Raw genomic sequence first — 24,759 nt, forward strand, 5'->3', positions numbered from 1 at the left:
ACCCATGGGGGCTGCCCATGCGTCCCTGGGGCTACACCTGCACAAACGGGAGCAGCAGGCCACCGGAAACGACCGTCAGCATCCGCATCGGCGCGCCCTCGGCCCCGGAGACCCGTCGGCCGGAGAGGCGTTCCAGCACCGATTTCGCAACGAGGGTGACGAGGCCGAGCAGCGCCAGCAGCGCCGCCACCGCGGCGGCGCCGGCGAACTGGTACTCGTTGTAGAGGATCTCGACATGCAGGGGCATCGTGTTCGTCTGTCCCCGGATATGGCCCGAGACGACCGAGACCGCGCCGAACTCGCCCATGGCGCGGGCATTGCAGAGCAGCACGCCTGCCAGCAAGGCCCAGCGGATGTTCGGCAGCGTCACCCGCTGGAAGATCTGCCAGCCGCTGGCGCCGAGCGTCGCCGCGGCTTCCTCCTCGGCCCGCCCCTGGTCCTGCATCAGCGGCAGCACGGTGCGGGCGACGAAGGGGAAGGTGACGAAGAGCGTCGCCAGGACGAGGCCGGGCAGGGCGAAGATCACCTGGATGCCGCGCGCCTGCAGCCAGGGCCCGAGCCAGCCCTGCAGGCCGAAGACCAGCACGAAGACCAGGCCGGCGATGACCGGAGAGACGGAGAGCGGCAGCTCGACCAGCACCAGCAGCAGGCGCTTGCCGGGAAAGTCGTGCTTGGCGATGCACCAGGCGGCGGCGAGCCCGCCCACCGTGTTCAGCGGCACCGAGATGGCGGCGACGATCAGCGTCATGCGGATGGCGGCGAGGGTATCGGGCTCGAGGATCGCCGCCCGGGCCACGTCCCAGCCGCGGCGCAGCGCCTCGGCGAAGACGGCGGCGAGCGGCAGGGCCAGCAGCAGCAGGCCGGTGAGGATCGCCAGAAGGGCGAGCAGGGCGCGGAACCAGCGCGGGTCCTCGGTGGCGTTCATGCCAGCCCCCGCCGCAGGGCGCGCTGCGCCAGGTTCAGCAGCAGCAGCACGCCGAAGGCCAGCAGCAGCATCGCCAGACCGATGGCGGCGGCGCCGGCATAGTCGAATTGCTCCAGCCGGATGGTGATGAGAAGCGGCGCGATCTCGCTCACCATCGGCATGTTGCCGGCGATGAAGATGACGCTGCCATACTCCCCGACCGCCCGGGCGAAGCCGAGGCCGAAGCCGGTGAGCAGGGCGGGCGCCAGGGCGGGCAGGACGACGCGGCGCAGGGTCTGCAGGCGGCTTGCGCCGAGGGTCGCCGCGGCTTCCTCCGCCTCCCGCCCGAGGTCGCGCAGCACCGGCTCCACCGTTCGGGCGGTGAAGGGCAGGGCGACGAAGAGCAGGGCGACGACGATGCCGGCCGGGGTGAAGGCCACCTGCCAGCCGAACCAGGCGGCCAGCGGCGCGCCGAGCCAGCCATTCGGCGCCAGCAGCGCCGTCAGCGCCAGGCCGGCAACGGCGGTGGGCAGGGCGAAGGGCAGGTCGATGGCGGCATCCAGCACGGCGCGGCCGGGAAAGCGCAGCCGCACCACCGCCCAGGCCAGCAGCAGGCCGAGCGGCGCGGCGAGGGCCGCCGCCAGCAGCGCCGCGCCGAAGGACAGCCTCAGCGAGGCGGCGACGCGCGGCTCCGCCAGCGAGGCCCAGAGCCCGTCCAGGCCCAGCTCGAAGGGCCGCAGCAGCAGGGCGAGCAGCGGCACCAGGACGATGGCGGAAAGCCAGAACAGCGTGATGCCGAAGGCGAGGCCGAAGCCCGGGATGGCCGTCTGCCGCCGGGCCCGGGGGGAAAGGGCGGGGCCGGCGCTCATCGCCCCGGACGGTAGATGCGGTCGAACACGCCGCCTTCGCTGAAATGGGTGCGCTGCGCGGCGGCCCAGCCGCCGAAGGCGCCGTCCACCGTCACCAGATCCAGGGTCGGGAAGCGCCGGGCATTCTTCGCCAGCAGCGCCGGATCGCGCGGGCGGTAGAAATGCGTCGCCGCCGCCTCCTGGCCGGCGGGGGCATAGAGGCCGCGCAGATAGGCCTCCGCCAGGTCGCGCGTGCCGCGGCGCTCCACATTGGCATCCACCATGGCGACGGAAGGCTCCGCGAGGATGGAGAGCGGAGGATAGACGATCTCGAACCGCTCGGCGCCGAATTCCTGCAGGGCGAGATGCGCCTCGTTCTCCCAGGCCAGCAGCACGTCGCCCTGGTTGCGCTGCACGAAGGTGGTGGTGGCGCCGCGGGCCCCCGTGTCGAGCACCGGCACCTGGCGGAACAGCTGGGCCAGGAAGGCCTCCGGATCCTGGCCGTGCCGCTGCGCCGCAGCCCAGGCGGCCAGGTAATTCCAGCGCGCGCCGCCGCTGGTCTTGGGATTGGGGGTGATGATGGCGATGCCCGGCCGCACCAGATCGGGCCAGTCCCGCAACCCTTTCGGGTTTCCCTTGCGCGTCAGGAAGACGATGGTGCTGGTATAGGGGGCGCTGTTCTGCGGCAGCCGGGCGATCCAGTCCCTGGCGATCAGCCCGCGTTCCGCGATGGCATCGACGTCATAGGCGAGGGCGAGGGTCACCACATCCGCGGCGAGGCCGTCGATGACCGCGCGGGCCTGGCGGCCGGAACCGCCATGGGAGGTGTTGACGCGGACCGGCTGCTGGTGCTGCGCCTGCCAGTCCCGGGCGAAGGCCGCGTTGTAGTCGCGGTAGAACTCCCGCGTCGGGTCGTAGCTGACATTCAGCAACTCCCGGGGCCGTTGGGCGCGGGCGGGCAGGGCGAGCAGCGCTGGCGCGGCGAGAAGGGCGCGGCGTCCTGAACGGATCGGTGATCGCATCGTGACCATCTCCGAAGAGGTGTGATGGGGAACGCTGCTGCGCCTCGCAGGGTAGCAGGCCCACGGCACCGGGGTGCCGCAGGCCATGGCGTCAGGCAGCCTGGGCAAGGCCGAGCAGCGCCAGGATCTCCTCCCGCAGCGCCACCAGCCCGGCATCGTCGCGGCGCCGCGGCCGCGGCGTCTCCACGCGGATATCAGCGCGGATGCGGGCCGGCCGGTCGCTGAGGACCAGCACCCGGTCGGCGAGCAGCAGCGCCTCCTCCACGTCATGCGTGACCAGCAGCGCGGTGAAGCGCTCGCGCTGCCAGAGCGAGACCAGCTCCCGCTGCATCGCCAGCCGCGTCAGGCTGTCGAGCTTGCCGAGCGGCTCGTCGAGCATCAGGATCCGCGGCTCGTTCACCAGCGCCCGGGCGAGGGAGGCGCGCTGCGCCATGCCGCCCGAGAGCTGGTGCGGATAGGCCTCGGCGAAGGCGTCAAGCCCGACCAGGGACAGCGCCGCCTCGATCCGCGCCGCATTCGCCGCCAGGCTGCCGCGCGCCTCCGGGCCGAGCTGGGCGTTGCCGCGCACCGTGCGCCAGGGAAACAGGGTCGGGTCCTGGAACATGATGGTGCGGGAGGGATCGGTGCCGGTGATGGGCACGCCATCGACCAGGAGCTGCCCCTCGCTCGGCGGCTCCAGCCCCGCCACCAGCCGCAGCAGGGTGGACTTGCCGCAGCCCGAAGGGCCGAGCAGGGCGACGAAATCCCCCGGCTCGGCGATGAAGTCGATCGCCTGCAGGACGGGCAGCGCCCGTTTCTCCAGGGCGAAGGCGTGGCTGACGCCGCGCACCTCGAGCCGCGCGCCGCTCACCACCGCACCAGCCCCTTCTGCCAGGAGAGCAGGCGGTCGCGCAGCCGGAAGAGCAACGTGACGGCGCCCGAGCACATCAGCGCCAGCACCAGCAGCGCGGCATACATGTTGGCATAGGCGGCCCAGCCCTGGGCCCATTGCATGTACCAGCCGAGCCCGGCCTTCACCCCCATCATCTCGGCCACGACGAGCACGCTGAAGGAGGCGCCGAGGCCCATGAACAACCCGACGAAGACGCTCGGCATCGCCGCCGGCACCGCCACCTTGCGCACCAGGAACCAGGGCGAGGCGCCCATGGTGCGCGCCACGTCGTAATAGGCCTTGGAGACGGCGGAGACGCCGGACCAGGTCAGCACCGTCACCGGGAAGAAGCTGGCCAGCGCGATCAGGAAGGTGGAGGCGCCGCGGCTGCTGGAGAAGGCGAAGAAGGCGACCGGCAGCCAGGCGGTCGCCGGCAGCGGGCCGATCAGCCGCACCACCGGATGCGCCCAGTAGCCGACCAGGCGCGACCACCCCATGGCGATGCCGAAGAGGAAGCCGATGGCGGCGCCGAGCGCATAGCCGGGCAGGACGAGCAACAGGCTGTGCCAGACGCTCTCGCCCAGCCGCGCATAGTCGTCGGTGAAGACCTCGAGGAGGGATTGTGGCGCGGCGAAGAAGGGCCGTGGCAGCACCGCGTATTTCGCCGTCGCCAGCTCCCAGGCGGTGAGCGCGGCCGCGAGCACGATCAGCCAGGGCCCGGCCTCGCGCAGCCGCGCCAGGCGCAGCGCCAGGGCCGGGACGGAACTGCCGAAGGCGGCGAGCAGGACCAGCCCGCCCACCCCCGCGGCCAGTGCCGCCAGCGCCTGGGTGCGGCCGAGATCGTCCGCATCCGGCAGCAACGCGATCGCCGCGGCGGCGGCGATCCAGGCCAGGCCGGCCACCCAGCCGGTGGGCCAGAACGTGGCCGGGCGCGACGGGGCGAGCAGCCCGGCGCCGAGCGTCGTCGCGCTCATGCCGGCACCTCGCCCAGCACATCGGCCGCGATGCGGCCGGCCAGCCGCTGCGGGTTGGTGTTCGGCCGGATCACCTGCACCAGCTTCAGCTCCTCGATATAGGCGGCGAGCTGGTCGCGCAGCACCGCGCCGTGCGGATGGTCGCCATGGGTATGGCTGCGCAGCATGGCGGCGAGCTGCGCGGCGCTGGTGTTGCGGGCATTGGGCAGGAAGATCTCCGCCGCCTCGTCCGGATGCGCATGCACCCAGTCCTGCGCCTCCAGCAGCGCGCCGGTGACGGCGCGGGCGGCGGCCTGGTCCTGCCGCAGCAGGCTGCCGCGGATGCCGAGGATGCAGCAGGTCCGGTCGGCATAGTCGCCGCTCAGGTTGTTGGCGACCTCGTGCAGGTCGTCGCGCTCGCGCAGGATCCAGGCCATCGGATCGCCGAGGGTGATGGCCTGCACCTCGCCGCGCTTCAGCGCCTCGCCCAGCAGGTCGCCCGGGAAGACGCGGTAGGCGATGTCCTTCACCGGATCGACGCCGCGCCGGGCGGCGAGGATGCCGAAGAAGTTCTTGTCCGGCGCGCCCATATCCGTCACGCCCAGCACCTTGCCGCGCAGGTCGGCCACGCTTTCGATGCCGCTGCCCTTGGGGGCGAAGAGCCGCATGCAGCCGCCATGGATGGCGGTGGTGATGCGGACGTCGAAGCCCTGCTCCAGCGGCTTCAGCCAGCGCAGCGCCATGCCGATGCCGGCATCCGACTTGCCGGTGGCGATGGCCTCCAGCAGCTGGTCGGTGGAGCCGCCGAAGTTCACCAGCTCCACATCGAGGTTGTTGCGCTCGAAGAAGCCGCGCTGGACGGCGACGCTGGCGCCGACCGTGCAGATGGCATTGGCGTTGAAGCTGAGCTTGAGCCGGCGCCGCGGCCCCGGCGCGGCGAAGGCGCCGCCCGCCGTGCCGGCGGTGCGGCAGATGGCGCGGGGATCGCGCAGGAGGGCATCCAGCTCCGGCGTGGTGGCCTGCGGCGCCATGGCGCCGGCGGGAAGGGCGAGGGCCGCGGTGCCCGCCGCGCGCAGCAGGGCGCGGCGGGAGGATAGGGGGCTCATCTCGGTCATCTCCATCGGGAGGCCGCGTCGCGCGGCTTCCGGGGTCATCCCGCCGTGCCGACCGGGCGGCGGCTGCGGGCGAGGACGAGGCCGGCGACGCGTCGCGCCTCGGCCGGGCTGGGGAAGGCGGCGCCGTCGAGATCCTCGACGACGGGATCGGTGGCGACGAAGCGCCAATGCTGGGCTTGGCTCTCGCTGACATGGGTGACGGCGACGCCGAGGAAGCGTCCCTCCACCTCGATGGGTCGGGATGTGTGCATGCGTGTCTCTCCGGGCGCGCAGGGGGCGTGCTCGTCGGGATGGCTGTGGAGAATGGCGAAGGGCGTCCTGCGCCCGGGACGCTCAGCGTCGACAGCGCCGCCCTGGACAGGGCGCGGCACGCACGCCCTCACCCGAGAGATGGCGCTTTAGCGCTTGGTAACGCGGTGCAAGCTGCATTCCTCAAATCCCGCGGCTCCGACGCGGAATGCGTCGGATACGGAAGCTATTAACGATCATTCAGAGTGGTGTGTCAAACGATTATTGACCTTATTGATCGTGGAATAGAGAGGGGTGATGCCGGTCCCGGCCGCTAAGGCAGGACCGCGGGGGCGTTGCCATACGTTATATTATAACGTATTGATCGCGCCGATCCTGCCGGGACTGAGCCGGTCGAAGCCATCCGCATCGGGCCGTCACGGTGCCCGATCCCTCGGTGGCGCTGCGCCGTCCCGGCAGCGGCCCATGACGACATCGAAAGCGGCAAGCCTTGACGTAGTATGACAAATCTGGACCTTGGTATGACGCAAGGGCCGCCATCGAGCCGGTCTCGCCGATGGGGACAGCAGTGCTGGCAGCTTGGCGCCACATCCATATCCTGCTGGGCGCGGCCAGCCTCGTCGTCTCCGTGGCGCCCGCCTGGTCGCAAGCAGACGTGCCGGCCGCGGAGGCGGCACCCTCCGTCACCGAACTGCCGGAACTGACCGTGGAGGCGGCGAGGGAACGCGCGGACGGGCCGGTCCAGGGCTATCGCGCCACCCGCACCGGCTCGGCGACGCGCACCGACACGGCCATCCGCGACGTGCCGCAATCGGTCAGCGTCGTCCCGCGGCAGGTGTTGCAGGATCTAGGCGCCACGCGTGTCGAGAGCGCGCTCGACTATGCGGGCGGCGTGACGCGGCAGAACAATTTCGGCGGCCAGACGCTGTTCAACTACGCCATCCGCGGCTTCGCGACCGGCGAGTTCTACCGCAACGGCTTTCCGGTCAATCGCGGCTACCAGAGCACGCCGGATGCCGCGACGATCGAGCGGGTGGAGGTGCTGCGCGGACCGGCGGCGCTGCTCTATGGCCGCGGCGATCCGGGCGGCACCTTCAACATCGTCACCAGGCAGCCGCTGCCAGAGCCGGGCTTCGGCCTGACCGGGCTGTTCGGCAGCCCGGGCCAGGCCCGCGGCACCTTCGATGCATCGGGCCCCATCGGGACGGATGGACGCTTCGGCTACCGCCTCAACGGCGGCGCCGAGCACCAGACGAGCTTCCGCGACTTCGTCGAGACCGATCGCCTCTTCCTGGCGCCGGTCACCACCTGGCAGCCGACGCCCGATACGGTGGTGATGCTGAACGGCGAGTTCCTGCGCAACGACCAGACCTTCGACCGCGGCGTGGTCGCCGTCGGCAACCGGCTCGGCGTGATCCCGCGCAGCCGCTTCCTGGGCGAGCCGGGCGATGGCCGCATCCGCAACGAGAACGCCACGCTGCAACTCTGCATGGAGCACCGGCTGAACCAGCAATGGACCCTCAGCCTCGGCGGCCAGTATCTCGGCGGCACGATGAATGGCTACGCGACCGAGGCCAGCCGCCTGCTCGCCGACGGCCGCACTCTCCTGCGCGAACGGCGCTTCCGCGACTACGCCTGGGATGATTTCGACCTGCAGGCCTCGCTGACCGGGCGCTTCGCCACCGGCCCGGTGCAGCACACGCTGCTGGCCGGCCTGGAATACGAGAATTACCGGAACCGCGAGCGGCTGCTGCGCTCCAATCCGAACGCGGCGCCCTACGCCATCGACATTTTCGCGCCCAGCTACGGCCGGGCCGCGCCGGCGCTGACCCGGCGCAGCGATACGCTGGAGCAGACCCAGGTCTATGCGGCCTATCTGCAGGACCAGATCGCGCTCACCCCGCGCCTCAAGGCGGTCGCGGGGGTCCGCGTCGAGCAGTACGAGCAGGATTTCGTGCAGCGGGCCACCGGCCTGGCCACGCCGCAATCGCAGACGGCCGCCTCGCCCCGGATCGGGCTGATCTACGACCTCACCGACACTGTCGCGGCCTATGCCAGCTATGCGCGCTCCTTCCGGCCGAATTCCGGCGGCGACGCGACCGGCCGGTCCTTCGCGCCGGAGGAGGGCGAGGCCTGGGAGGTCGGCCTCAAGCTTGACCTGCTGCGCGACCAGCTCAGCCTGACCGCCGCGCTGTTCCAGATCGACAAGAAGAACGTCCTGACCGCCGATCCGAACAACTCCGGCTTCAGCATCGCGGCCGGCGCCGCGCGCAGCCGGGGCTTCGACCTGACCCTGGCCGGCAACATCACGCCCTCCTGGCGCATCATCGGCGGCTATGCCTATGTCGATGCGGAGGTGACGCGCGACGAGACCCTGGCGGCGGGCGCGCCGCTGCTGAACATCCCGCGCAACAGCCTCAGCCTGCTGAACGTCTACGAATTCCAGGAGGGCAGTCTGCAAGGGCTCGGCATCGGCGGCGGCATCGTGCATGTCAGCTCGCGCGCCGGCGACAACGCCAATCCCGGCTTCCGCCTGCCGGGCTACACCCCGGTCGATGCCCTGGCCTACTACCAGGTGAACGAGCGGGTCCGGCTGAACCTCAACATCATCAACCTGTTCGACAAGCACTATTATGACCGCTCCTACAGCAGCGTCTGGGTGTCGCCCGGCATGCCGAGAACCGTGCTCGGCAGCCTCGCCTTCCGCTTCTAGCGCCCCCATGCGCCGCCGCCGCCTCCCCGCCCTCGCTGCCGCCTGCCTCGCGCCCACCCCGCGGCCCGGCGTGGCCCAGGCGGTGACAGGGGCGGCGGCAGGGGCGGTGGACGAGCGCGTGCTGCGGATCGTCGCGCCGGTCGAGATCGGCGGCCTCGATCCGGCGCGCGGCGGCTTCATCTTCACCCGCATGGGCGTGGTCGAGACCTTGCTGGCGGCCGATGCCGAGGGTCGGCCGGTGCCCGTCCTGGCGGAGCGCTGGTCGGTCGATGCCGCCGGCCTCGAATGGCGCTTCACGCTGCGTCCCGGCCTGCGGTTCCACGACGGGTCCGCCGTGACGCCGGAGGCGGCGGTGGCCAGCCTGCGGCGCGCCCTCGCCGATGCGACGGCCCTGGCGCGCGCGCCCCTCGCCGCGCTGGACGCCACCGGCCGCGATGTGGTGATCCGGCTCGCCCGACCCTTCTCGATCCTCCTGGCCGTCCTGGCGAATTACGGCAGCGGGATCCTGGCCCCCGCGGCCTATGACGCCGCCGGCCATGTCCAGGCGGTGATCGGCACCGGCCCCTACCGCGTCGTCTCCATCACGGCGCCGATGCGGCTCGAGGTGGAGCGCTTCGAATCCTGGTGGGGGCCGCGCCCGGAGATCACCCGCGCCGTCTATCTGGTCGCGGGGCAGGGCGAGGCGCGCGCCGCCATGGCGGAGAGCGGCCAGGCCGACCTGGTCTTCGGCCTGCACCCGGTGACCATGGCGCGGCTGCGGCGGAACCCGGCGCTGGAGGTGCGAACCGTCGCCATCCCGCGCACCCGCATCCTGAAGCTGAACCTGGCCTCGGCCTTCTTCGGCAGCCTGCCGGAGCGCCAGGCCCTCGACCTCGCCATCGACCGCCAGGGCATCGCCGCGGCGCTGCTGCGCAATCCGGCCCTGGCCGCGACGCAGCTCCTGCCCCCCATGACGGGCGATTGGCACCTGGCCGATCTGCCGCCGCCGGGGCGAGACCTGCCGCGTGCTCGGGCGCTGCTGGCCTCGGCGGGCTGGACCCCGGGGTCCGACGGCATCCTGCGCGACCGGCAGGGCCGCCGCTTCCGGGTGGTGCTCACCACCTATTCGACCTGGCCCGAGCTGCCGGCCATCGCCACCGCCCTACAGGCGCAGTTCCGCGAGATCGGCGTGGATGTCGATGTCTCGATCGGCAACACCTCCGACATCCCCCGCCTGCATCGCGACGGGACGCTCGAACTCGGCCTGATGTCGCGGAACTACGCCCTGGTGCCGGATCCGCTGGGGACCATCCTCACCGACTTCGCGCAGGGGGGCAGCGATTGGGGCGCGATGAACTGGACGGATCCGCAGCTCGCCGCGGCCCTGGCGCGCCTGGAGGCCGCCGCGGCGCCGGAGGAGCGCCGGGCGCTGGCGCAGCGCGCGAGCGCCATCCTGCACGAGCAGCTGCCGGTGATCCCCATCGCCTGGTCCGAGCTCGCCGTCGCCATCGGCCGCCGCGTCGCGCATGTCGCCATCGACCCATTCGAGACCAGCTACCGCCTGCCGGACATGCGCTGGAGGGAGCCGTAGCATGCGCAGGAACGCATGGCGCGTCCTGCGGCCGCTGCTGTCGCGTCTCGGCCAGGCGGGCCTCGTGGCGCTGCTGGTCGGATGCATCGGCTTCGCCCTGATGCACGCCCTGCCGGGGGACCAGGCCTTCCGCCTGGCCGCCGAGCGCTATGGTCCCGACATGGTGGATGCCCGCGCCGCGGCGGCGATGCGGGCGGAACTCGGACTGGACCGACCCCTGGCCGTGCAACTGCTTGAGTGGCTTGGGCGCGTCCTCCGGCTGGATCTGGGCCGCTCCCTGGTGACCGGCGAGCCGGTGATCGAGGAGCTGCGCGTCCAGATCGGCTATACGGCGCTGCTCGCCGGCACGGCCCTGCCCCTCTCGGCCCTGATCGGCCTGCCGCTCGGCATCGTCGCCGGGCTGTGGCGGGGCCGATGGCCGGACCATGCCGTGCTCGGCCTGTCGGTGCTGCTGCGCGCGGTGCCGGCCTATGCGCTGGGCCTGGCGCTGATGGTGCTGCTATCGGTCCGGCTGCGCTGGCTGCCGCCCGGCGGCTTCGAGGGCTGGGCCGAGCTGGTGCTGCCCTCGCTCACCCTCGCCCTCGGCCTCGCGGCGGTGTCGAGCCGCGTCGCCCGGGAGTCCGTCGCGGCCGTCGCCGCCTCGCCCGTCCTGGTCTTCGCCCGCTGGAAGGGCCTGTCGGAGCGCGATGCGGTGCGGCGGCACGGCCTGCGCAACGCCGCCATTCCCGTCCTCGCCGTGCTCGGCCTGCAACTGATCGGGCTCGTCGAGGGCATCCTGATCGTCGAGACCCTGTTCGGCTGGCCAGGCATCGGCCACGCCCTGGTGCACGCCATCTTCGCGCGCGACGTCCCGCTCGTGCAGGGCAGCGCCCTGATCATGGGGCTCGGCGTCGTGCTGCTCAACGCGGCGGTCGATTTCGCCTGCCTGCTGATCGATCCGCGCCGCGGCAGGCAGGAGGCGTGAGCGGCCTCGCCTTCGGCCGGCGCCACGCGGCGCTTCCCCGCGCCCGCCTGGCCGGCGCCGTCCTCCTGCTGCTCCTGCTGGGCTTCGGCCTGCTCGGGCCATGGCTGATCGAGGCCGACCCCGCGCGGCAGGACCTCACGGCGTCACTCGCCCCGCCGGGCGCGCGCTTCCTGCTCGGCGCCGACCATCTCGGCCGCAGCATGCTGGCGCGCCTCGCCCATGCCGTGCGGCTGTCCTTCCTGTTGAGCGGGCTGACCGTCGCCGCCGCCGGCCTGCTCGGCACGGTGCTGGGGCTTCTCGCCGCCTGGGAGGGTGGCTGGCTGGATCGCGGGCTGAGCCTGCTCGCGGATACCGTGCTGGCCCTGCCCGGGCTGCTGCTCGTGCTGCTGGTGATCGCCTTCGCGCCGGGGCAGATCCTGCCGCTCGCCTGCGGCATCGCCCTCGCCCTGTGGGTGGAATTCTTCCGGGTGACGCGCGCCCAGGCGCGCAGCCTGCTGGCGCGGCCGCATGTGGAGGCGGCCCGGCTGCTCGGCTTCGGCCGGGCCTATATCCTGCGGCACCTCATCCTGCCGGAGCTGGCGCCCATCCTGCTCACCCTCGCGGGGTTCGGGATCGGCGGGGTGATCCTCACCATCGCCACGCTCAGCTTCATCAGCATCGGCCTGAGGCCCCCGACGGCCGAGCTCGGCGGCATGACCAGCGAGATGCTGCCCTATCTCGCCGAGGCGCCGTTCCAGGCCCTGCTGCCGAGCCTGTTCGTCGCGTTGGCCGTCCTGGCCTGCCATCTCCTCGCCGGGGGCCGCCCGCGATGAGCGGTCATGTCCAACTCCGCGGCCTGACGGTGCGGGCCGCCGATGGCACGCCGCTCGTCGAGAACCTGTCGCTCGCGGCACGGCCCGGCACGCCCCTGGTGCTGCTCGGCGAGACCGGGTCGGGCAAGTCGCTGGTGCTGCAGGCCATCATGGGCGCCTTGCCGCCTCGCCTGCGGCGCACCGGCGAGGTGGTGCTGGACGGGCAGCCGCTGCCGGAGGGGCGGGCGCGGCGCGGCCTCTGGGGCCGCAGGATCGCGCTGCTGCCGCAGGAGCCCTGGCTGGCGCTCGACCCGACCATGCGGGCGCTGGCGCAGGTCGCCGAGGTCTGCCGCCTGGTGCGGGGGATGCCGCCGCCAGCCTCGCGCGCCGAAGCGGAGCGGCTGCTGCGGGATCTCGGGCTCGAGGGCGTCGCCCGCCTCTATCCCTTCCAGCTTTCCGGCGGCATGGCGCAACGCCTCGCCCTGGCCGTGCTGCGGGCCGCGGACGCGCCGCTGCTGCTGGCGGACGAGCCGACCAAGGGGCTCGATGCGGAGCGGCGGGACGAGGCGGCGCTGCGTTTGCGCGACGAGGCCGGGCGGGGGCGGACCGTCATCGCCGTGACGCATGACATCGGCGTCGCGCGCATCCTGGGCGGCCATCTCGCCGTCATGCTGGAGGGCCAGGTCGTCGAGCAGGGGCCGGCGGAGCGGCTGCTGGCCCGCCCCGCGCAGGATTACACCCGCCGGCTCGTCGCGGCGGAGCCGGCCCAGTGGCCGATGCCATCCGCCGCGCCGCGCCGCCCGGCGGGCGAGGCCGTCGTCGCGGCGCGTCGCCTCGGCAAGCGCTTCCAGGGGCGTGCCGTGCTGGAGGACGTCGATATCGCGGTCGGGCGCGGCGAGACGGTGGCCGTCCTCGGCCCGAGCGGCTGCGGCAAGACGACGCTCGGCGACCTGCTGCTCGGCCTGCTTCGCCCGAGCCAGGGCGAGGTGCGGCGCCTCGCCGGCCTCGCCCCTTGGCGCTTCCAGAAGCTGTACCAGGACCCGCCGAGCGCCTTCGCCCCGCATCAGAGCATGCGCGAGGCCCTGCGCCATCTCGGGCGGCGGCATGGCCTGGCGCCCGCCGTCTTCGGCGGGCTGCTCGACCGCCTGCGCCTGCCGCCGGCGCTGCTCGACCGGCGCCCGGCGGAGCTGTCCGGGGGCGAGTTGCAGCGATTTGCCCTGCTGCGCGCCCTGGCGCTCGATCCGGTCTTCCTCTTCGCGGACGAGCCGACATCGCGCCTCGATCCGATCACCCAGCGGGAGGTCGCGCTGCTGCTGCGCGAGCTGGTCACCGAGCGCGATCTGGGCCTGCTCCTCGTCACGCATGACGCCGCGCTGGCCCGGCGGATGGCCGATCGCGTCTTCACCATCGAGGCGGCGAGGCTGTCCCCGGCAGGCTGCGCGGGCTGAGGCGCGGCCGATCGGCGCGAAGGCCCGGAACCGGCGGGTTCCAGGCAGGGGCGATGGGGGAAGGGGGCCTCCTCCGCGCTTTTTCAGTGTTCCCACCCCAAGCGATCACGCTCTAGGCTCCTTGGGTCAGGGGGAAGCCGGCGTGCAGTTCGGGATCTTCGATCAGAACGACATCCCGGCGACGGAGCCCGGCAGCGCCGACCTCGCCGCGCATCTCGAGACGCGGCTCCACCTGGCCGCCTTCTACGATGCCGCCGGCTTCGACCGCTACCATGTCAGCGAGCACCATGCGACGCCGCTTTCGGCGACGCCCGCGACCGGCGCCTGGCTCGGCGCCGTGGCGCAGCGCACGCGCCGCATCCGCCTCGGGCCGCTGGTCTATATCCTGCCGCTGCGCCACCCGCTGCAGCTCGCCGAGGAGGTCTGCCTGCTCGACCAGATGAGCGGCGGGCGCTTCGAGCTCGGCATCGGCCGCGGCGTCTCGCCCTTCGAGCTCGGCTATCACGGTGTCGATGCCGCGGCGAGCCCGGCCATGCTGCAGGAAGGGCTGGCACTGCTGCTCAAGGCGCTGACCGAGGAGGAGGTCAGTTTCGCGGGCCGCTTCTGGCAGTGCCGGGAGGTGCCGGTGGTGCTGCGGCCGCGGCAGCGCCCGCATCCGCCGCTCTGGATGCCGAGCGCGACCGTCGAGCATGCGGCGCGCGCCGCGGCGGCGGGCGCCGCCACCGTCTGCAATGCCCCGGTCGGCCGGGTCGCCGAGATCGTCGCGCGTTACCGCGCCGAATGGCGGCGGCCGGACCCCATGCCCTGCCTCGGCCTCTCCCGCGCCCTGGTGCTCGCCGAGAGCGCGGCCGAGGCGCGGGCGGTGGCGCGCCGCGCCTGGCGGGTGCATGCGACGAACTTCCTCCGGCTCTGGCGGCGGCATGGCGCGCAACCGGCGACGGCGCAGATGACCGAGGATTTCGACGCGGCCGAGGCGGCCGGCCTCGCCTTCGCCGGCACCCCGGCGATGATCCGCGACGCGCTGCGGGCCCAGGTTGCGGCGACCGGGGTGAACTACCTGGTCAGCCGCTTCGCCTTCGGTGACCAGGACGAGGCGGAGATGCTGCGCTCGGCCAGTCTGTTCGCCCGCGAGGTGATGCCGGCCCTGGCCTGATGCCAAGCCAAACGAAACAGGAGGACGGTCCGATGAGCTTTCCGCTGGCGGAATCCAACCCCGAGGCGCTCGGCCTCGACCCGCGGCCGCTGGGCCGGCTCTGCGCCCTGATCGAGCGGCACATCGCCGAGGGGCAGCATCCCGGCGCCCAGGTCGCCCTCGCCCGCCATGGCAGGCTGGCGCTGTTCCGCAGCTTCGGCCGGGCGCGGGTGGCGCCCGACCGGCCGGCGGACGACCGCAGCCTGTTCCTGATGTATTCCAACACCAAGGTGGTCACCGCCGCGGCGGTCTGGCTGCTGGCGGAGGAGGGGCTGCTCCGCTTCACCGATACGGTGGCGCAGCACCTTCCGGGCTTCGCCGCCAACGGCAAGGGCGAGGTCACCATCCTGCAGCTGCTGACGCATCAGGGCGGCTTCCCCTCCGCCGTGGTGCCGCCGGAGATCATGGGCGACCATGAGGCGGTGCGGCGCGCGGTCTGCGGCTTCACCCTGGAATGGACGCCCGGCAGCAAGGTCCGCTACCACCCGGCCTCGGCGCATTGGGTCGCAGCGATGCTGATCGAGGCCGTGACCGGGCAGGACTTCCGGCAGGTGATCCGCGATCGCATCCTCGCCCCGCTCGGGCTGCAGGAGGAGGTCTTCGTCGGCCTGCCCGAGGCCGAGCATGGCCGCGCCGTCGACATCTACGATCCGCCCGCCGATGGCCGCTTCCCGCCGCGCGAGGGCGAGAACCACCCGCTGCACCACCTGGCGGGCATCCCCGGCGGCGGCGGCTACGGCACCGCCCGCGGCATGGCGGCCTTCTACCAGATGCTGGCGCAGGGCGGGGTGCTGGGCGGGGTGCGGCTGTTCTCGCCGCGGCTCATCGCCTTCGTCACCCGCAATTTCACCGGCGACCGCATCGACGAGTATATGGGCCTGCCGATGTGCCGCGGGATCGGGCCGCATTCGCGGGGCGAGCATCCGGTGGCGCGCGGCCTCGGCGCCATCGCGCATCCGCGGGTCTTCGGCCATGGCGGCGTCGGCTCCTCCTATTGCTGGGCGGACCCGACCAGCGGGGTGAGCTTCGCCTTCTTCTCGAATTGCCGGCAGACCGAGGAATTCCACAACCGCCGGATGGATATCCTCTCCAACCTGGCACATGCCGCCATCCTGCCCGGGCCGGAGGAGGGTGCCGGCGGATAGCGGGGCGGGGGCGGCCTCCCGGCGGGTTCGGAAGGCCCTGCCCGGAGCGTGAAACCACCCGCTGCGGCGGCCAGCAGGGGGGATAATGACACCCTCGCGCCCGAATGCTATAGTTTCAATCCCTTGGCAATGCGGGCCGCATCCGGCGTGCGGCCGCCGGCGGAACCATTTGCGGAATTCGGCATGGGCAGTGAACCCGACAGGGTCTCCCTCGATGGAATCGCCGGGATACCCTCGTCCAACAGGCCAATGACCTCAGGATTCCGGAGAAGCGACCTGCCGCAGGAGGTGCGTCCGCAATGAAGGCACAAGCCAGCGGCAAGCAGGCCGGCCCGCGCAGCCCCGCGAAGCGGCCGGCCGCGAAGGCCTCGAAGCCGGCGGCCAAGCCGAAGCCGCCGGTCGAGGCCCGCCGCAACGCAGCGTCGAAGCCCGCCAAGGCCAGCCCGAAGCCGGCGGCCCGGCCGGCGCCGAAGGCTGCGGCCAAGCCGGTCAGCCGCGCCGCGCCGGCGACCAAGCCCGCCACCAAGGCGGCGCCCGCCCGGCCCGTCGCCAAGCCGGCGCCGCAACCGGCCCGTCGCGCCGCGTCGCCGGCCTCGGCCAGGCCCGCGCCTGCCCCATCCCCTGCCCCTGCGCCCGCCAAATCTCCCGCCTCGAAGTCCGCGCTGGCCGTTGCTGCGAAGCCGGCCCCCGCGAAGCCCGCGGCCAAGGCACCCGCTGCGACCCCCGTCTCGGCCAAGGCCCTGGCTGCCGGTGCCGTTCCGCCCGCATCGCCGCCCGCCGGGTCCACCGCCCTGTCCGCCATGCCCAAACCTGCCATGCACAAGCCGGTCGCATCCGCGGCTGCCGGTCGGGCGGCCGAGGCTGGCCGCGCGACTGCCGCGCAGCTCGCACCGTCCACTCCTCTGGCCACCCCCTTGGCCACCTCTTCGCCCGCCCCGGCCCCGCCGGCGGCGACGAAGCCTGCGCCGCCCGGCCTTGCCGAGGCGCAGGCAGCCCCTCCGCTTCCCGCCGCCGTGCCGCGGGTCGGCTCGCCGGGACATTCCCCGGCCGCTCCCGGCCGCGTTGGCGGGCCTCATTCACCCCCTCCGAGACAGCCTGCGAAACCAGTGGAATTCAAGACCGGCGACCATGTCGTCTACCCGACCCACGGGGTCGGGACCGTTCAGGGCATCGAATCGATGTCCGCCGCGGGTCATACCCTTCAGGTGATCGTCGTGACCTTCGACGAGAACCGCATGACGCTGCGCGTCCCGGTCAACAAGGCGGCCTCTTCCGGCCTGCGCAAGCTGGCGACCGACGGCGCGATGAAGGACGCTCTCGACACGTTGCGCGGCAAGGCGCGCATCAAGCGCACCATGTGGTCGCGGCGCGCCCAGGAATACGAGGCGAAGATCAACTCCGGCGACCCGGTGGCGATCGCCGAGGTGGTGCGCGACCTGCACCGCAATGCCGGGCAGCCCGACCAGTCCTTCTCCGAGCGGCAGATCTACGAGCAGGCGATGGACCGCCTCGCCGCCGAGCTCGCCGCCATCGACCGCACCGACAAGGTGCAGGCGACCGACAAGCTGCTGCTGCACCTGAAGCAGGGCTGAGCGCGACGGATCGGCCTTCCGGCCGGTCCGACAAACCTGAAACAAGCCTGCGCCTCGCTCATCCCGGCGCGGCGTTCCCTCAGGCCGGCCGCGAGCCCGGCTCGCGCCGGCCGAGCCGCAGGCTGAGCGCGAAAATGGCGGCGGCGGCCAGCGTGAAGGCCGCCGGCGCCCCGAAGCCGCCGATTGCCAGCCCCACCACCACCGGCCCGAGCGACTGGCCGCCGAAGAAGTGGCAGGCATGCAGCGCGACGGCCGAGCCCCGCGCCTCCGGCGCCACCTCGGTCACCCGCGTCTGGATGCTGTTGTGGATCATGTAGAAGCCGGTTCCGAGCACCAGCCCGGCGGCGATGAAGAGCGTCGCCGCCGGGGCGAAGCCGAAGCCGAGCAGGGCAAGGCCGGCGATCACCCCGCCCAGCCGGACCATGCGCGCCTGGCCGAGCCGGTGCAGCAGCGAGCGGGCGAGGGCGGCATAGACGAAGCCGCCGCCGCCGAAGGCGGCGACCGCGAGCCCGGCCTCGAGGCTGGCTCCCTCGCCGCTGCCGAGGCCGCGCGCCTGCAGCACCGGCGCCAGATAGGGGAAGGTGCCGAAGACCAGCATGCCCTCGACGAAGACCGAAAGGAAAAGCAGCCGCGCCGCCGGCATGCCGAGCAGCATGCGGTAGCGGCGCATCGCCTGCATGGGCTCGAAGCGCCGCCGCGGCTCGCGTGGTCCGCCGAAGGGGATGAGGAAGAGCAGGACCGCCGTGAGCAGCGCGACGCCGCCGCAGAGCGCGAGCACGCCGCGCCAGCCGAGCACCGGCGCCAGCACCCCGGCCAGCGCCCCGCCGGCGATCTGCCCGGCGATCGAGAAGACCACCACCCGGCTGAGCGCCACCTGCCGTTCCGCCATCGGCACCGCATCGGCGACCGAGGCGAGGGTCAGCGGCATGATGCCGCCCGCCGCGGCGCCGGTTAGGGCCCGCAGCACCGTCAGCGTGGTGAGGTCGGGCGCGAGCGGCGCGAGCAGGGCGAAGACCGAGAGCAGCAGCAGGGCGAGGCGGATGATCCGCCGCTTGCCGAGCGCATCCCCGACCGGGCCCAGGATGGGCTGGATGGCCGCGAAGGGGATGGCGAAGGCGGTGGCGAGCAGGGCCACCCGATCGGTCGAGGTGGCGAATTCCGCGGCGATGGTCGGCACGAAGGGATCGGTCGCCCGCACGCTGAGCGCCCCCGCGAAGGCGGCGAGGCCGAGCAGGAGAATGAGGCGTCGAGCGGAGCCCGGCGCGCTGCTCGGCGTTGCGTCGGCGATCGAGGGCGGCATCGCGGCGGTATGCGCCGCTCCCGCCAGGACGGCAAATGCCAGGCCGGCCCGCCTCGCCGCGGCACGGACATAATGCTTGCGGAACAAGGCTGGGCGGCGATGGCCGATATGCGTTAGGAAGACGCGATGACTTTCCGAAGCTTCGACAACGTCAAGGATCGGCTGGACAACCAGGCGAAGGCGAAACAGGCCCTGCTGGAGCGGTTCCGCTCCCGCCCCGCGGTCGACGACCCGGAGCGGCAGCGCAAGCTTGCCGAGCAGAAGGCGGTCGCGGAGGCGCGCGAGGCGCGCGCCGCGGTCCGTAAGGCGGAGCGGGAGGCCGAAGCCGCTCGCCGGGCCGCCGAGGCCAAGGCGAAGGCCGAGGCGGAAGCCGCTGCGGCACGCGAGCGGGCCCGGCAGGAAGCCGAGGCAAAGGCCATGGCCGCCCGCACCGAGGCCGAGCAGCATGAGCGTGCCGTCCAGCTCGACGAGGAGAAGAAGGCGCGGGCGCTGGCGCTCGCCGCCGAGCAGAAGGCCAAGCGCGACGCCCGCTATGCGGCGCGGAAAGCCCGCCAGCGCTGAGCGGTTGGGCCGCCGCAAGCGCGGTGGAATCTAAATCTTTGATTTAATGTGAATTGAAGCGGCCGGGCACATCCGCCCGGCCGGCATCAATTTTGCCGCGCCCGGCAAAAGCATTGCTGCCCGTTGCCCTGCTGCGGCTACGCCGCGCTGGAGCGTGATCGCTTGAGGCGGACGCACCGAAAGGCGTGACTCACGCGATCAAACAGCGGCCTGGACCACGATCCGCGACCTTGTGTGAGCGGATCATGGTCTAGAGCATTTGCCGTGAATGCAGGTGAACGGAAAATGCTCTAGCGCCGGGCCTTACCACGCTGGATCTCGCGCTCGACCGCGCTGCGCTCGGAGGAACCGATGCGGCGGATGATCTCGCGCACGATGGCCGGCGTCACCCGGTGCCGCTTGGCCAGATAGGCGATCTCCTCCTCCTGCTGCGCGGTGTCGCTGGGCGTGTTCGGTGCGGCTTTCGCCTGACTCTGGACCACGGGGACTATCCTATCGTTCCGGCGCCGCGGGGCGGGGCCGTCCTGCATCGGGGGCAAGGATTGGGAGGGGCCGCCGGCTGGCCGACCCTACAGGCTGAATGTGGGCCAGATGGCGGCGATTTGCTTGTTTCGTTCCGTTGCGGTGGCCCGCGTTACACGCAGGGGTGATCCTCGCTGCGGCTATGGCTGGCCGTCGCGCACCGGCTCGGGCCCGGATGGCCGGGTGAGGATGTAGACCGCGACCGCTGCCATGCAGACCCCGACCAGGACCGAGACCAGCGGCCGCTGCAGCAACAGGGTCAGCATCAGCCAGCCGAGACCCATGCCGATGAGCGCCGCCCGCTTGGCGCGCGGGGCGATGCTGCCATGGTCCTCCCAATGCCGCAACGTGGCGCCGAAGCGCGGATGCGCCCGCAGCCGCGCCCGCAGCGCCGGCGAGGCGCGGCCGAAGGCGGCGGCGGCACCGATGAGGAAGATGGTGGTCGGCATCCCCGGCACCACGACGCCGATCGCCGCCAGCGCCAGGCAGAGATAGCCGAGGCCGAGCAGGACCAGCCGCCCCGCCCGGCGTGGCGCCGAACCCGCCGGCGGCTCCGCCTCGCCGGTCACCATGCCCGCGCCGGGCTCCCCATCGGACCGGTCAGGCCGCGGCCAGCCGGGCCGCGACGCGGGCGACCAGCGCCTCCCGCTCGGCCCGCATCGTCGCACCGCGCTGCCGGGCGGCCTGCAGCACCGTGGCCGGAGCGGTGGCCGGCTCGCCAGACTGGAAGGGCGGGTCGGGCGCGTATTCGATTTGCAGTTGCACGGATTGCGCCACCTCCGGGCCGGCGATCTCGGCGAGCAGGGCAAGGGCGAAGTCGATCCCGGCCGTCACGCCGCCGCCGGTGACGAGGTTGCCGTCGCGCACCACCCGCGCCCGCACCGGCTCGGCCCCCAGGGCGGCGAGGAAGTCATGGCTCGCCCAATGCGTCGTCGCCCGCTTGCCGCGCAGCAGGCCGGCGGCGCCGAGCACCAGCGCGCCGGTGCAGACCGAGGTGACCCAGCGCGCCCCGGTGGCCTGGCGGCGGAGGAAGTCCAGCACCGCCGCATCCTCCATCAGCGGCGCGACGCCCGGCCCGCCCGGGACGCAGATGAAATCGAGCGGCGGGCAATCGGCGAGGGCGGTGTCGGCCAGGATGGTGAGGCCGGTATCGGCGCGCACCGGCCCCGCCTCCTTCCACAGGGTCCGCACCGTCGCGCCCGGCAATCGGCTCAGCACCTCGAAGGGGCCGGTGAAGTCGAGCTGGGTGAGGCGCGGGAAGAGCAGGAAGCCGAGACTGAGACCAGAAGGCGTATAGGACGGCATGCGGGCATTCCTCCAACGGCGCCGCCATGCGTCCGGCCGGTGCGGCGATGCGCGCCGGCCGGACTCTGCCATGCCGGCCCGGAGGGGGAAACCGCGCCGCCGCGGAACCGCCCGCCGCTACCCTGGATCGCGCCGCGATCGTCGCATGCCAGAGCAGATCGCCGCAGGGCGGAATCGCCCGGAGAGGTGAATCTGCTCTGCAAACAACGAGATAGAGCGCATTCCGCTATTCCGGTCAGAGTGAATGCGCTCTAGCCTTGCCGGGCACCCGTCGCCGGCCTGCCGCCGGCGACGGGCGGGGCCGCTGCGAGCCGGCGCAGCGGATGGTGCGGCGCGTGGCGGACTGCCCGGAATCGCGGGCGAGCCGGACGCGGTCGCGCCTGCCGGCGATGCGCGCCGGGGCGCTGCCCGCCCGGCAGCCCGATCCAGGTAGGTTGCGATGCTGCCCCGGTCCTTTCCCTCCTCGCGGCGCCTGCGGCTGCACTCGGCGCGCACGCAGCGGCAGCTCATCTTCCTGCTCGGCGGCATCGTGGTCGGCGCCGCGGCGGTGGCGCTCGCCCTGCTCGCCGACCTGGCGCAGGAGGCCTTCCGGGCGCTGCTCGACCGGTGGCGCTACGCCCCGCTGATCGTGACGCCGCTCGGCATGGGGCTCTCCGCCTGGCTGGCACGGCGCTACTTCCCGGGTTCGGGCGGCAGCGGCATCCCGCAGGCGATCGCCGCCCGCAAGCTGCTGAACCAGTCGGCGCGCGCCGCGCTGGTCTCGCTGCGCATCGCGGTCGGCAAGATCCTGCTGACGCTGTTCGGCCTGCTCTGCGGCGCCTCGGTGGGCCGCGAGGGGCCGACGGTGCAGGTCGGCGCCTCCATCATGTTCGCCATCGGCCGGCTCTCGCCGCGGCGCCAGCCGGGGCTGATCCTGGCCGGCGCCTCGGCGGGCGTCGCCGCCGCCTTCAACACGCCGCTCGCCGGCATCGTCTTCGGCATCGAGGAGATGAGCCGCGCCTTCGAGGTGAAGTCGAGCGGGTTGCTCATCGTCGCCATCATCACCGCCGGCCTCACCTCGCTGGCGCTGCTCGGCAACTACACCTATTTCGGCACCACGACGGCGACGCTGCAGGGCGCCGCGGGCTGGCTGGCGGTGCCGGTCTGCGGCCTCGCCGGCGGGCTGCTCGGAGGTGCCTTCAGCCGCATCCTGGTCGAGGTGGCGGGCGGCCTGCCGGGCGCCGCCGGCCGCGCCATCCGCCGCCATCCGGTCGTCTTCGCCATGCTCTGCGGCCTCGGCACCGCCTTCTGCGGCCTCGCCTCGGGCGACATGGTCTACGGCACGAGCTATGGCGAGGTGCGGGCGCTGGTCGATGACGGCACGCCGCTGACGCAATCCTTCGCCCTGCTGAAGTTCGGCGCCACGGTCCTCGCCGCCATCAGCGGCATCCCGGGCGGCATCTTCGCGCCCTCCCTCGCGGTCGGCGCCGGGCTCGGCTTCAACATCGCCACGCTGTTCCCGGACGTCTCCCTCGACGCCATGGTGCTGCTCGGCATGGTCGCCTATTTCGCCGGCGTGGTGCAGGCGCCGATCACCGCCTTCGTCATCGTCACCGAGATGACCAACGACCATGCGATGGTCATCCCGCTGATGATGGCGGCGATCATCGGCTCGCAGGTTTCGCGCCTGCTCTGCGCCGAGGGCGTCTACCACGCGCTGGCGCGCAACTTCATCGGGCCGGCGGCGCGGCCGGGCGATGCGCCGGTCGCGCGGAGCACGGGCGCGCCGGAGCACTGACGCAGCCGTCCGGACGGCCCTGTGCGCGCACGCACAGGATCCGTTGAAACGACGCTTGCGGCGCGCCGCGATGCGGCGGCACGGTCCCCGCGTTGCGTCGCGGCGAAGCGGGTGGCGTGACGGCAGGCGGGGGATCGGATGTCGAATATCGCCGGCAAGGCCTATGCGATGAACGTGCTGACGCCGATCCGGCGTCGCTGGTCCTGGCTGCCGGACTGGTCCTGGCTGCCGAGCCGGCCCGCGCTGCAGGTCCTGCTCTTCATGCTGGCGCGCTGCCGCCCCTCGCAGCTCCGCGGGCTGCTCGGCCTGCGGCTGATCCATTTCGCGCGCTGGGTCGTCATCCCGCGCGACGCCTGGCCCGATCTCGGCCAGGGCCGGCCGCGGCTGCAGCATGACGCCATGCTCTTCCTGAGCAATTTCAACGGCACCTGGGACCAGTACATCGACGCCTTCGCCGATGGCATCCCGAGCGGGCTCGACATCTTCTGGTACACCAGCACCCGCTACCCGCGATCGATCCCGATCACCGACTTCAAGGCCTATATCAGCCGCAATCAGATTGACACGAACTACTACTACAACGCGACGCCCGGCGCGGCGCAGCGCGACATCAAGCGGGCGCTGCGCGTGGCGCGTGGCATCGCGGCGCTGGCGGCGGTGCATGCGAAGGGCGACCCGGCCGCCTTCGCCGCCGAATACCGCCGGCAGCTGGTGGAGGAGGGGCTGCAGAACTGCCTCGGCAGCCATGGCGACGCGCCCTCCGCCTCGGTCGCCGCGGAACGCGCCGATGAGCGCCGCACCCATTACCTCGCCGAGAGCCGGGCGGCCGACTGGCGGATGCCGCCGCCGGATGCCGCCCTGCCGAAGGCGGCGGAGTAGGAGCGGGCGATGCCGAATTTCGACACCGGCCACTACTTCCTCACCGTCCTCGCGCCGGTGCGGGCCGGCCGCGCCGGGCCGGAGGGCGAGTCCCACCGCCAGCGGCTGCTCGAGGCGCTGGCGCGGCTGCCGCAATCCGAGACCACGGCGAAGTCCCGCGGCACCACGGCGCAGAGTCCCTTCGCGCGCAGCCGGCTGACGCATCTCGCCCGCTTCGCGCTGATCGACGACCTGCCCTATAACGGCCGCGAGTCCGGCGACGCCCTGATCGACCGATTGAAGGAGCGGGATCCGCTGGAGCCGCAGCGGGCGGACCGGCTGCCGACGCCCTATCTGCTCTTCGCCGCCGAGTTCGACGCCGAGGACGGCAGCGAGACCTCGCTGCGATGCTACACCGACACGCTCTGGCGGACCATGCGCCCCGAGCTGGAGGCCGTCTTCGGCGCCTGCCACGGCTTCGAGGCGGTGACCGGGGCCGAGGACTTCTTCCGCTACATCCGGCGCTGCCAGGTCGAGACGACCATGCCCTTCAACGACTATGACCCGGAGGAGCCGCAGAGGCAGCGGCTGCAGGATGTGCTGCCGCTGCCGCTCGACAGGCTCCGCCGCCTTTGGCAGCTCCTGCCCCGGCTCGCCTATGCCTGGGGCGCCGTGCTGCTCTTGGTCGTCGTCGTCGCGCTGATCGCGGGCGGGGCGCTGCCGCGCATCGCCGTCGGGCTGCTGCTCGGGACCCTTCTCCTCGTGGTGCTAGGGCTCGGCGCAGCCTGGTTCGCCCTGCAGCGGTTCTGGCGCCGCGCCCTGGCGCTCGGCGACGTACCGCTGCCGCGCAGCGCCTCGCTGCCGGAGGTGCTGAAGGCGCTCTACCTGCAGCAGCATTTCGCCGATTTCGTGATCGCCGCGCAGGATGCGACGCCGGAAGCCCTGCATGCCAAGTTCGGCCGCTTCCTCGCCCGGCACCGGCCGGCGGAGGTCGCGGCGCCGAGCCAGGCGCCGGGCCTGATCTGCCTGCCGGAGAAGATCCTGCCGCCGGGAGCCTGA

23 protein-coding genes are annotated in these 24,759 nt (G+C 72.6%); 12 read left to right on the forward strand and 11 right to left on the reverse strand.

Annotated elements, in window-relative coordinates:
• Positions 1–31 precede the first annotated feature (31 nt).
• The 7 genes from cysW to HJG45_RS07835 all read right to left on the reverse strand — a co-directional run bounded on the left by cysW (position 32) and on the right by HJG45_RS07835 (position 5,964).
• On the reverse strand, positions 32–925 hold the full coding sequence (gene cysW, locus HJG45_RS07810) for a sulfate ABC transporter permease subunit CysW (RefSeq protein ID WP_171611532.1): 894 nt from the start codon (positions 923–925) through the stop codon (positions 32–34).
• Positions 922–1,773, reverse strand: a complete 852-nt coding sequence (cysT, locus tag HJG45_RS07815) for a sulfate ABC transporter permease subunit CysT (protein WP_171611533.1) — start codon at positions 1,771–1,773, stop codon at positions 922–924. Before cysT ends, cysW begins: the two co-directional genes overlap by 4 nt.
• Complete coding sequence (locus tag HJG45_RS07820) at positions 1,770–2,774, reverse strand: sulfate ABC transporter substrate-binding protein (RefSeq protein WP_217362863.1); 1,005 nt, start codon at positions 2,772–2,774, stop codon at positions 1,770–1,772. Before HJG45_RS07820 ends, cysT begins: the two co-directional genes overlap by 4 nt.
• Positions 2,775–2,865: 91 nt before the next feature.
• Complete coding sequence (locus tag HJG45_RS07825) at positions 2,866–3,624, reverse strand: ABC transporter ATP-binding protein (RefSeq protein ID WP_368040539.1); 759 nt, start codon at positions 3,622–3,624, stop codon at positions 2,866–2,868.
• Entirely contained in the window at positions 3,621–4,619 is a 999-nt protein-coding gene (locus HJG45_RS28615) for an ABC transporter permease (protein WP_254452347.1), read from the reverse strand. Before HJG45_RS28615 ends, HJG45_RS07825 begins: the two co-directional genes overlap by 4 nt.
• Positions 4,616–5,704: an ABC transporter substrate-binding protein gene (locus HJG45_RS07830; RefSeq protein WP_254452348.1), complete on the reverse strand. Its 1,089-nt coding sequence runs from the start codon at positions 5,702–5,704 to the stop codon at positions 4,616–4,618. Before HJG45_RS07830 ends, HJG45_RS28615 begins: the two co-directional genes overlap by 4 nt.
• Positions 5,705–5,748: 44 nt before the next feature.
• Positions 5,749–5,964 (reverse strand): hypothetical protein, encoded by a 216-nt coding sequence (locus HJG45_RS07835; RefSeq protein WP_171611536.1) that lies wholly within the window; start codon positions 5,962–5,964, stop codon positions 5,749–5,751.
• A 554-nt stretch (positions 5,965–6,518) separates the two neighbouring features.
• On the opposite strand from HJG45_RS07835, the gene HJG45_RS07840 reads away from it, so the two are divergent.
• From HJG45_RS07840 to HJG45_RS28620, 8 genes are all read left to right on the forward strand, one after another.
• On the forward strand, positions 6,519–8,675 hold the full coding sequence (locus HJG45_RS07840; protein WP_171611537.1) for a TonB-dependent siderophore receptor: 2,157 nt from the start codon (positions 6,519–6,521) through the stop codon (positions 8,673–8,675).
• A 7-nt stretch (positions 8,676–8,682) separates the two neighbouring features.
• Positions 8,683–10,245: an ABC transporter substrate-binding protein gene (locus HJG45_RS07845; RefSeq protein WP_171611538.1), complete on the forward strand. Its 1,563-nt coding sequence runs from the start codon at positions 8,683–8,685 to the stop codon at positions 10,243–10,245.
• Position 10,246: 1 nt separating this feature from the next.
• The gene (locus HJG45_RS07850; RefSeq protein WP_171611539.1) at positions 10,247–11,209 is read left to right on the forward strand and encodes an ABC transporter permease; all 963 of its coding nucleotides are present in this window, start codon (positions 10,247–10,249) and stop codon (positions 11,207–11,209) included.
• Positions 11,206–12,021, forward strand: coding sequence for an ABC transporter permease subunit (locus tag HJG45_RS07855; protein WP_171611540.1), 816 nt, complete (start codon positions 11,206–11,208; stop codon positions 12,019–12,021). The genes HJG45_RS07850 and HJG45_RS07855 overlap by 4 nt, the downstream gene beginning before the upstream one ends.
• Positions 12,018–13,448 (forward strand): ABC transporter ATP-binding protein, encoded by a 1,431-nt coding sequence (locus tag HJG45_RS07860; protein ID WP_171611541.1) that lies wholly within the window; start codon positions 12,018–12,020, stop codon positions 13,446–13,448. Before HJG45_RS07855 ends, HJG45_RS07860 begins: the two co-directional genes overlap by 4 nt.
• 142 nt (positions 13,449–13,590) lie before the next feature.
• On the forward strand, positions 13,591–14,601 hold the full coding sequence (locus HJG45_RS07865) for an LLM class flavin-dependent oxidoreductase (RefSeq protein WP_171611542.1): 1,011 nt from the start codon (positions 13,591–13,593) through the stop codon (positions 14,599–14,601).
• A gap of 32 nt (positions 14,602–14,633) precedes the next feature.
• Positions 14,634–15,785: a serine hydrolase gene (locus HJG45_RS07870; RefSeq protein WP_171611543.1), complete on the forward strand. Its 1,152-nt coding sequence runs from the start codon at positions 14,634–14,636 to the stop codon at positions 15,783–15,785.
• A 299-nt stretch (positions 15,786–16,084) separates the two neighbouring features.
• Positions 16,085–17,377: a CarD family transcriptional regulator gene (locus tag HJG45_RS28620; protein WP_254452350.1), complete on the forward strand. Its 1,293-nt coding sequence runs from the start codon at positions 16,085–16,087 to the stop codon at positions 17,375–17,377.
• Positions 17,378–17,456: 79 nt separating this feature from the next.
• Here the strand turns inward: HJG45_RS28620 and HJG45_RS07880 are convergent, their stop codons facing one another.
• Positions 17,457–18,677: an MFS transporter gene (locus tag HJG45_RS07880; protein ID WP_171611544.1), complete on the reverse strand. Its 1,221-nt coding sequence runs from the start codon at positions 18,675–18,677 to the stop codon at positions 17,457–17,459.
• Between the two features lie 126 nt (positions 18,678–18,803).
• On the opposite strand from HJG45_RS07880, the gene HJG45_RS07885 reads away from it, so the two are divergent.
• Positions 18,804–19,238 carry a DUF6481 family protein gene (locus HJG45_RS07885; protein ID WP_171611545.1) on the forward strand — a complete coding sequence of 145 codons (435 nt, stop codon included), beginning with the start codon at positions 18,804–18,806 and terminating at the stop codon, positions 19,236–19,238.
• 290 nt (positions 19,239–19,528) lie between these two features.
• On the opposite strand, the gene HJG45_RS07890 is transcribed toward HJG45_RS07885, so the two are convergent.
• From HJG45_RS07890 to HJG45_RS07900, 3 genes are all read right to left on the reverse strand, one after another.
• Complete coding sequence (locus HJG45_RS07890; protein WP_171611546.1) at positions 19,529–19,720, reverse strand: hypothetical protein; 192 nt, start codon at positions 19,718–19,720, stop codon at positions 19,529–19,531.
• A 180-nt stretch (positions 19,721–19,900) separates the two neighbouring features.
• Positions 19,901–20,332, reverse strand: coding sequence for a YbaN family protein (locus HJG45_RS07895; protein ID WP_171611547.1), 432 nt, complete (start codon positions 20,330–20,332; stop codon positions 19,901–19,903).
• 28 nt (positions 20,333–20,360) lie between these two features.
• Entirely contained in the window at positions 20,361–21,065 is a 705-nt protein-coding gene (locus HJG45_RS07900) for a DJ-1/PfpI family protein (RefSeq protein ID WP_171611548.1), read from the reverse strand.
• Positions 21,066–21,504: 439 nt separating this feature from the next.
• Here HJG45_RS07900 and HJG45_RS07905 point away from each other — a divergent pair, with 439 nt between their 5' ends.
• The 3 genes from HJG45_RS07905 (at position 21,505) to HJG45_RS07915 (ending at position 24,759) form a co-directional block, all read left to right on the forward strand.
• Positions 21,505–22,842, forward strand: a complete 1,338-nt coding sequence (locus HJG45_RS07905; protein ID WP_171611549.1) for a chloride channel protein — start codon at positions 21,505–21,507, stop codon at positions 22,840–22,842.
• Positions 22,843–22,980: 138 nt separating this feature from the next.
• Complete coding sequence (locus tag HJG45_RS07910) at positions 22,981–23,721, forward strand: hypothetical protein (protein ID WP_171611550.1); 741 nt, start codon at positions 22,981–22,983, stop codon at positions 23,719–23,721.
• A 9-nt stretch (positions 23,722–23,730) separates the two neighbouring features.
• A complete protein-coding gene (locus HJG45_RS07915) occupies positions 23,731–24,759 on the forward strand; it encodes a hypothetical protein (protein ID WP_171611551.1) in 1,029 nt (342 codons plus the stop codon).

Origin of the sequence: Roseicella sp. DB1501, from assembly GCF_013112485.1 — a bacterium.
GTDB lineage: Bacteria > Pseudomonadota > Alphaproteobacteria > Acetobacterales > Acetobacteraceae > Paracraurococcus.

Bases quoted from the DNA above. Each gene is read 5' to 3' on its own strand.
- HJG45_RS07910 (WP_171611550.1), top strand. From the start codon at position 22,981: ATGTCGAATATCGCCGGCAAGGCCTATGCGATGAACGTGCTGACGCCG.
- HJG45_RS07880 (WP_171611544.1), bottom strand. From the start codon at position 18,677: ATGCCGCCCTCGATCGCCGACGCAACGCCGAGCAGCGCGCCGGGCTCC.
- HJG45_RS07830 (WP_254452348.1), bottom strand. From the start codon at position 5,704: ATGAGCCCCCTATCCTCCCGCCGCGCCCTGCTGCGCGCGGCGGGCACC.
- cysT (WP_171611533.1), bottom strand. From the start codon at position 1,773: ATGAGCGCCGGCCCCGCCCTTTCCCCCCGGGCCCGGCGGCAGACGGCC.
- HJG45_RS07850 (WP_171611539.1), top strand. From the start codon at position 10,247: ATGCGCAGGAACGCATGGCGCGTCCTGCGGCCGCTGCTGTCGCGTCTC.
- HJG45_RS07845 (WP_171611538.1), top strand. From the start codon at position 8,683: ATGCGCCGCCGCCGCCTCCCCGCCCTCGCTGCCGCCTGCCTCGCGCCC.
- HJG45_RS07870 (WP_171611543.1), top strand. From the start codon at position 14,634: ATGAGCTTTCCGCTGGCGGAATCCAACCCCGAGGCGCTCGGCCTCGAC.
- HJG45_RS07860 (WP_171611541.1), top strand. From the start codon at position 12,018: ATGAGCGGTCATGTCCAACTCCGCGGCCTGACGGTGCGGGCCGCCGAT.
- HJG45_RS07885 (WP_171611545.1), top strand. From the start codon at position 18,804: ATGACTTTCCGAAGCTTCGACAACGTCAAGGATCGGCTGGACAACCAG.
- HJG45_RS28615 (WP_254452347.1), bottom strand. From the start codon at position 4,619: ATGAGCGCGACGACGCTCGGCGCCGGGCTGCTCGCCCCGTCGCGCCCG.
- HJG45_RS07820 (WP_217362863.1), bottom strand. From the start codon at position 2,774: ATGCGATCACCGATCCGTTCAGGACGCCGCGCCCTTCTCGCCGCGCCA.
- HJG45_RS07915 (WP_171611551.1), top strand. From the start codon at position 23,731: ATGCCGAATTTCGACACCGGCCACTACTTCCTCACCGTCCTCGCGCCG.
- HJG45_RS07840 (WP_171611537.1), top strand. From the start codon at position 6,519: ATGGGGACAGCAGTGCTGGCAGCTTGGCGCCACATCCATATCCTGCTG.
- HJG45_RS07835 (WP_171611536.1), bottom strand. From the start codon at position 5,964: ATGCACACATCCCGACCCATCGAGGTGGAGGGACGCTTCCTCGGCGTC.
- HJG45_RS07900 (WP_171611548.1), bottom strand. From the start codon at position 21,065: ATGCCGTCCTATACGCCTTCTGGTCTCAGTCTCGGCTTCCTGCTCTTC.
- HJG45_RS07895 (WP_171611547.1), bottom strand. From the start codon at position 20,332: ATGGTGACCGGCGAGGCGGAGCCGCCGGCGGGTTCGGCGCCACGCCGG.
- HJG45_RS28620 (WP_254452350.1), top strand. From the start codon at position 16,085: ATGAAGGCACAAGCCAGCGGCAAGCAGGCCGGCCCGCGCAGCCCCGCG.
- HJG45_RS07905 (WP_171611549.1), top strand. From the start codon at position 21,505: ATGCTGCCCCGGTCCTTTCCCTCCTCGCGGCGCCTGCGGCTGCACTCG.
- cysW (WP_171611532.1), bottom strand. From the start codon at position 925: ATGAACGCCACCGAGGACCCGCGCTGGTTCCGCGCCCTGCTCGCCCTT.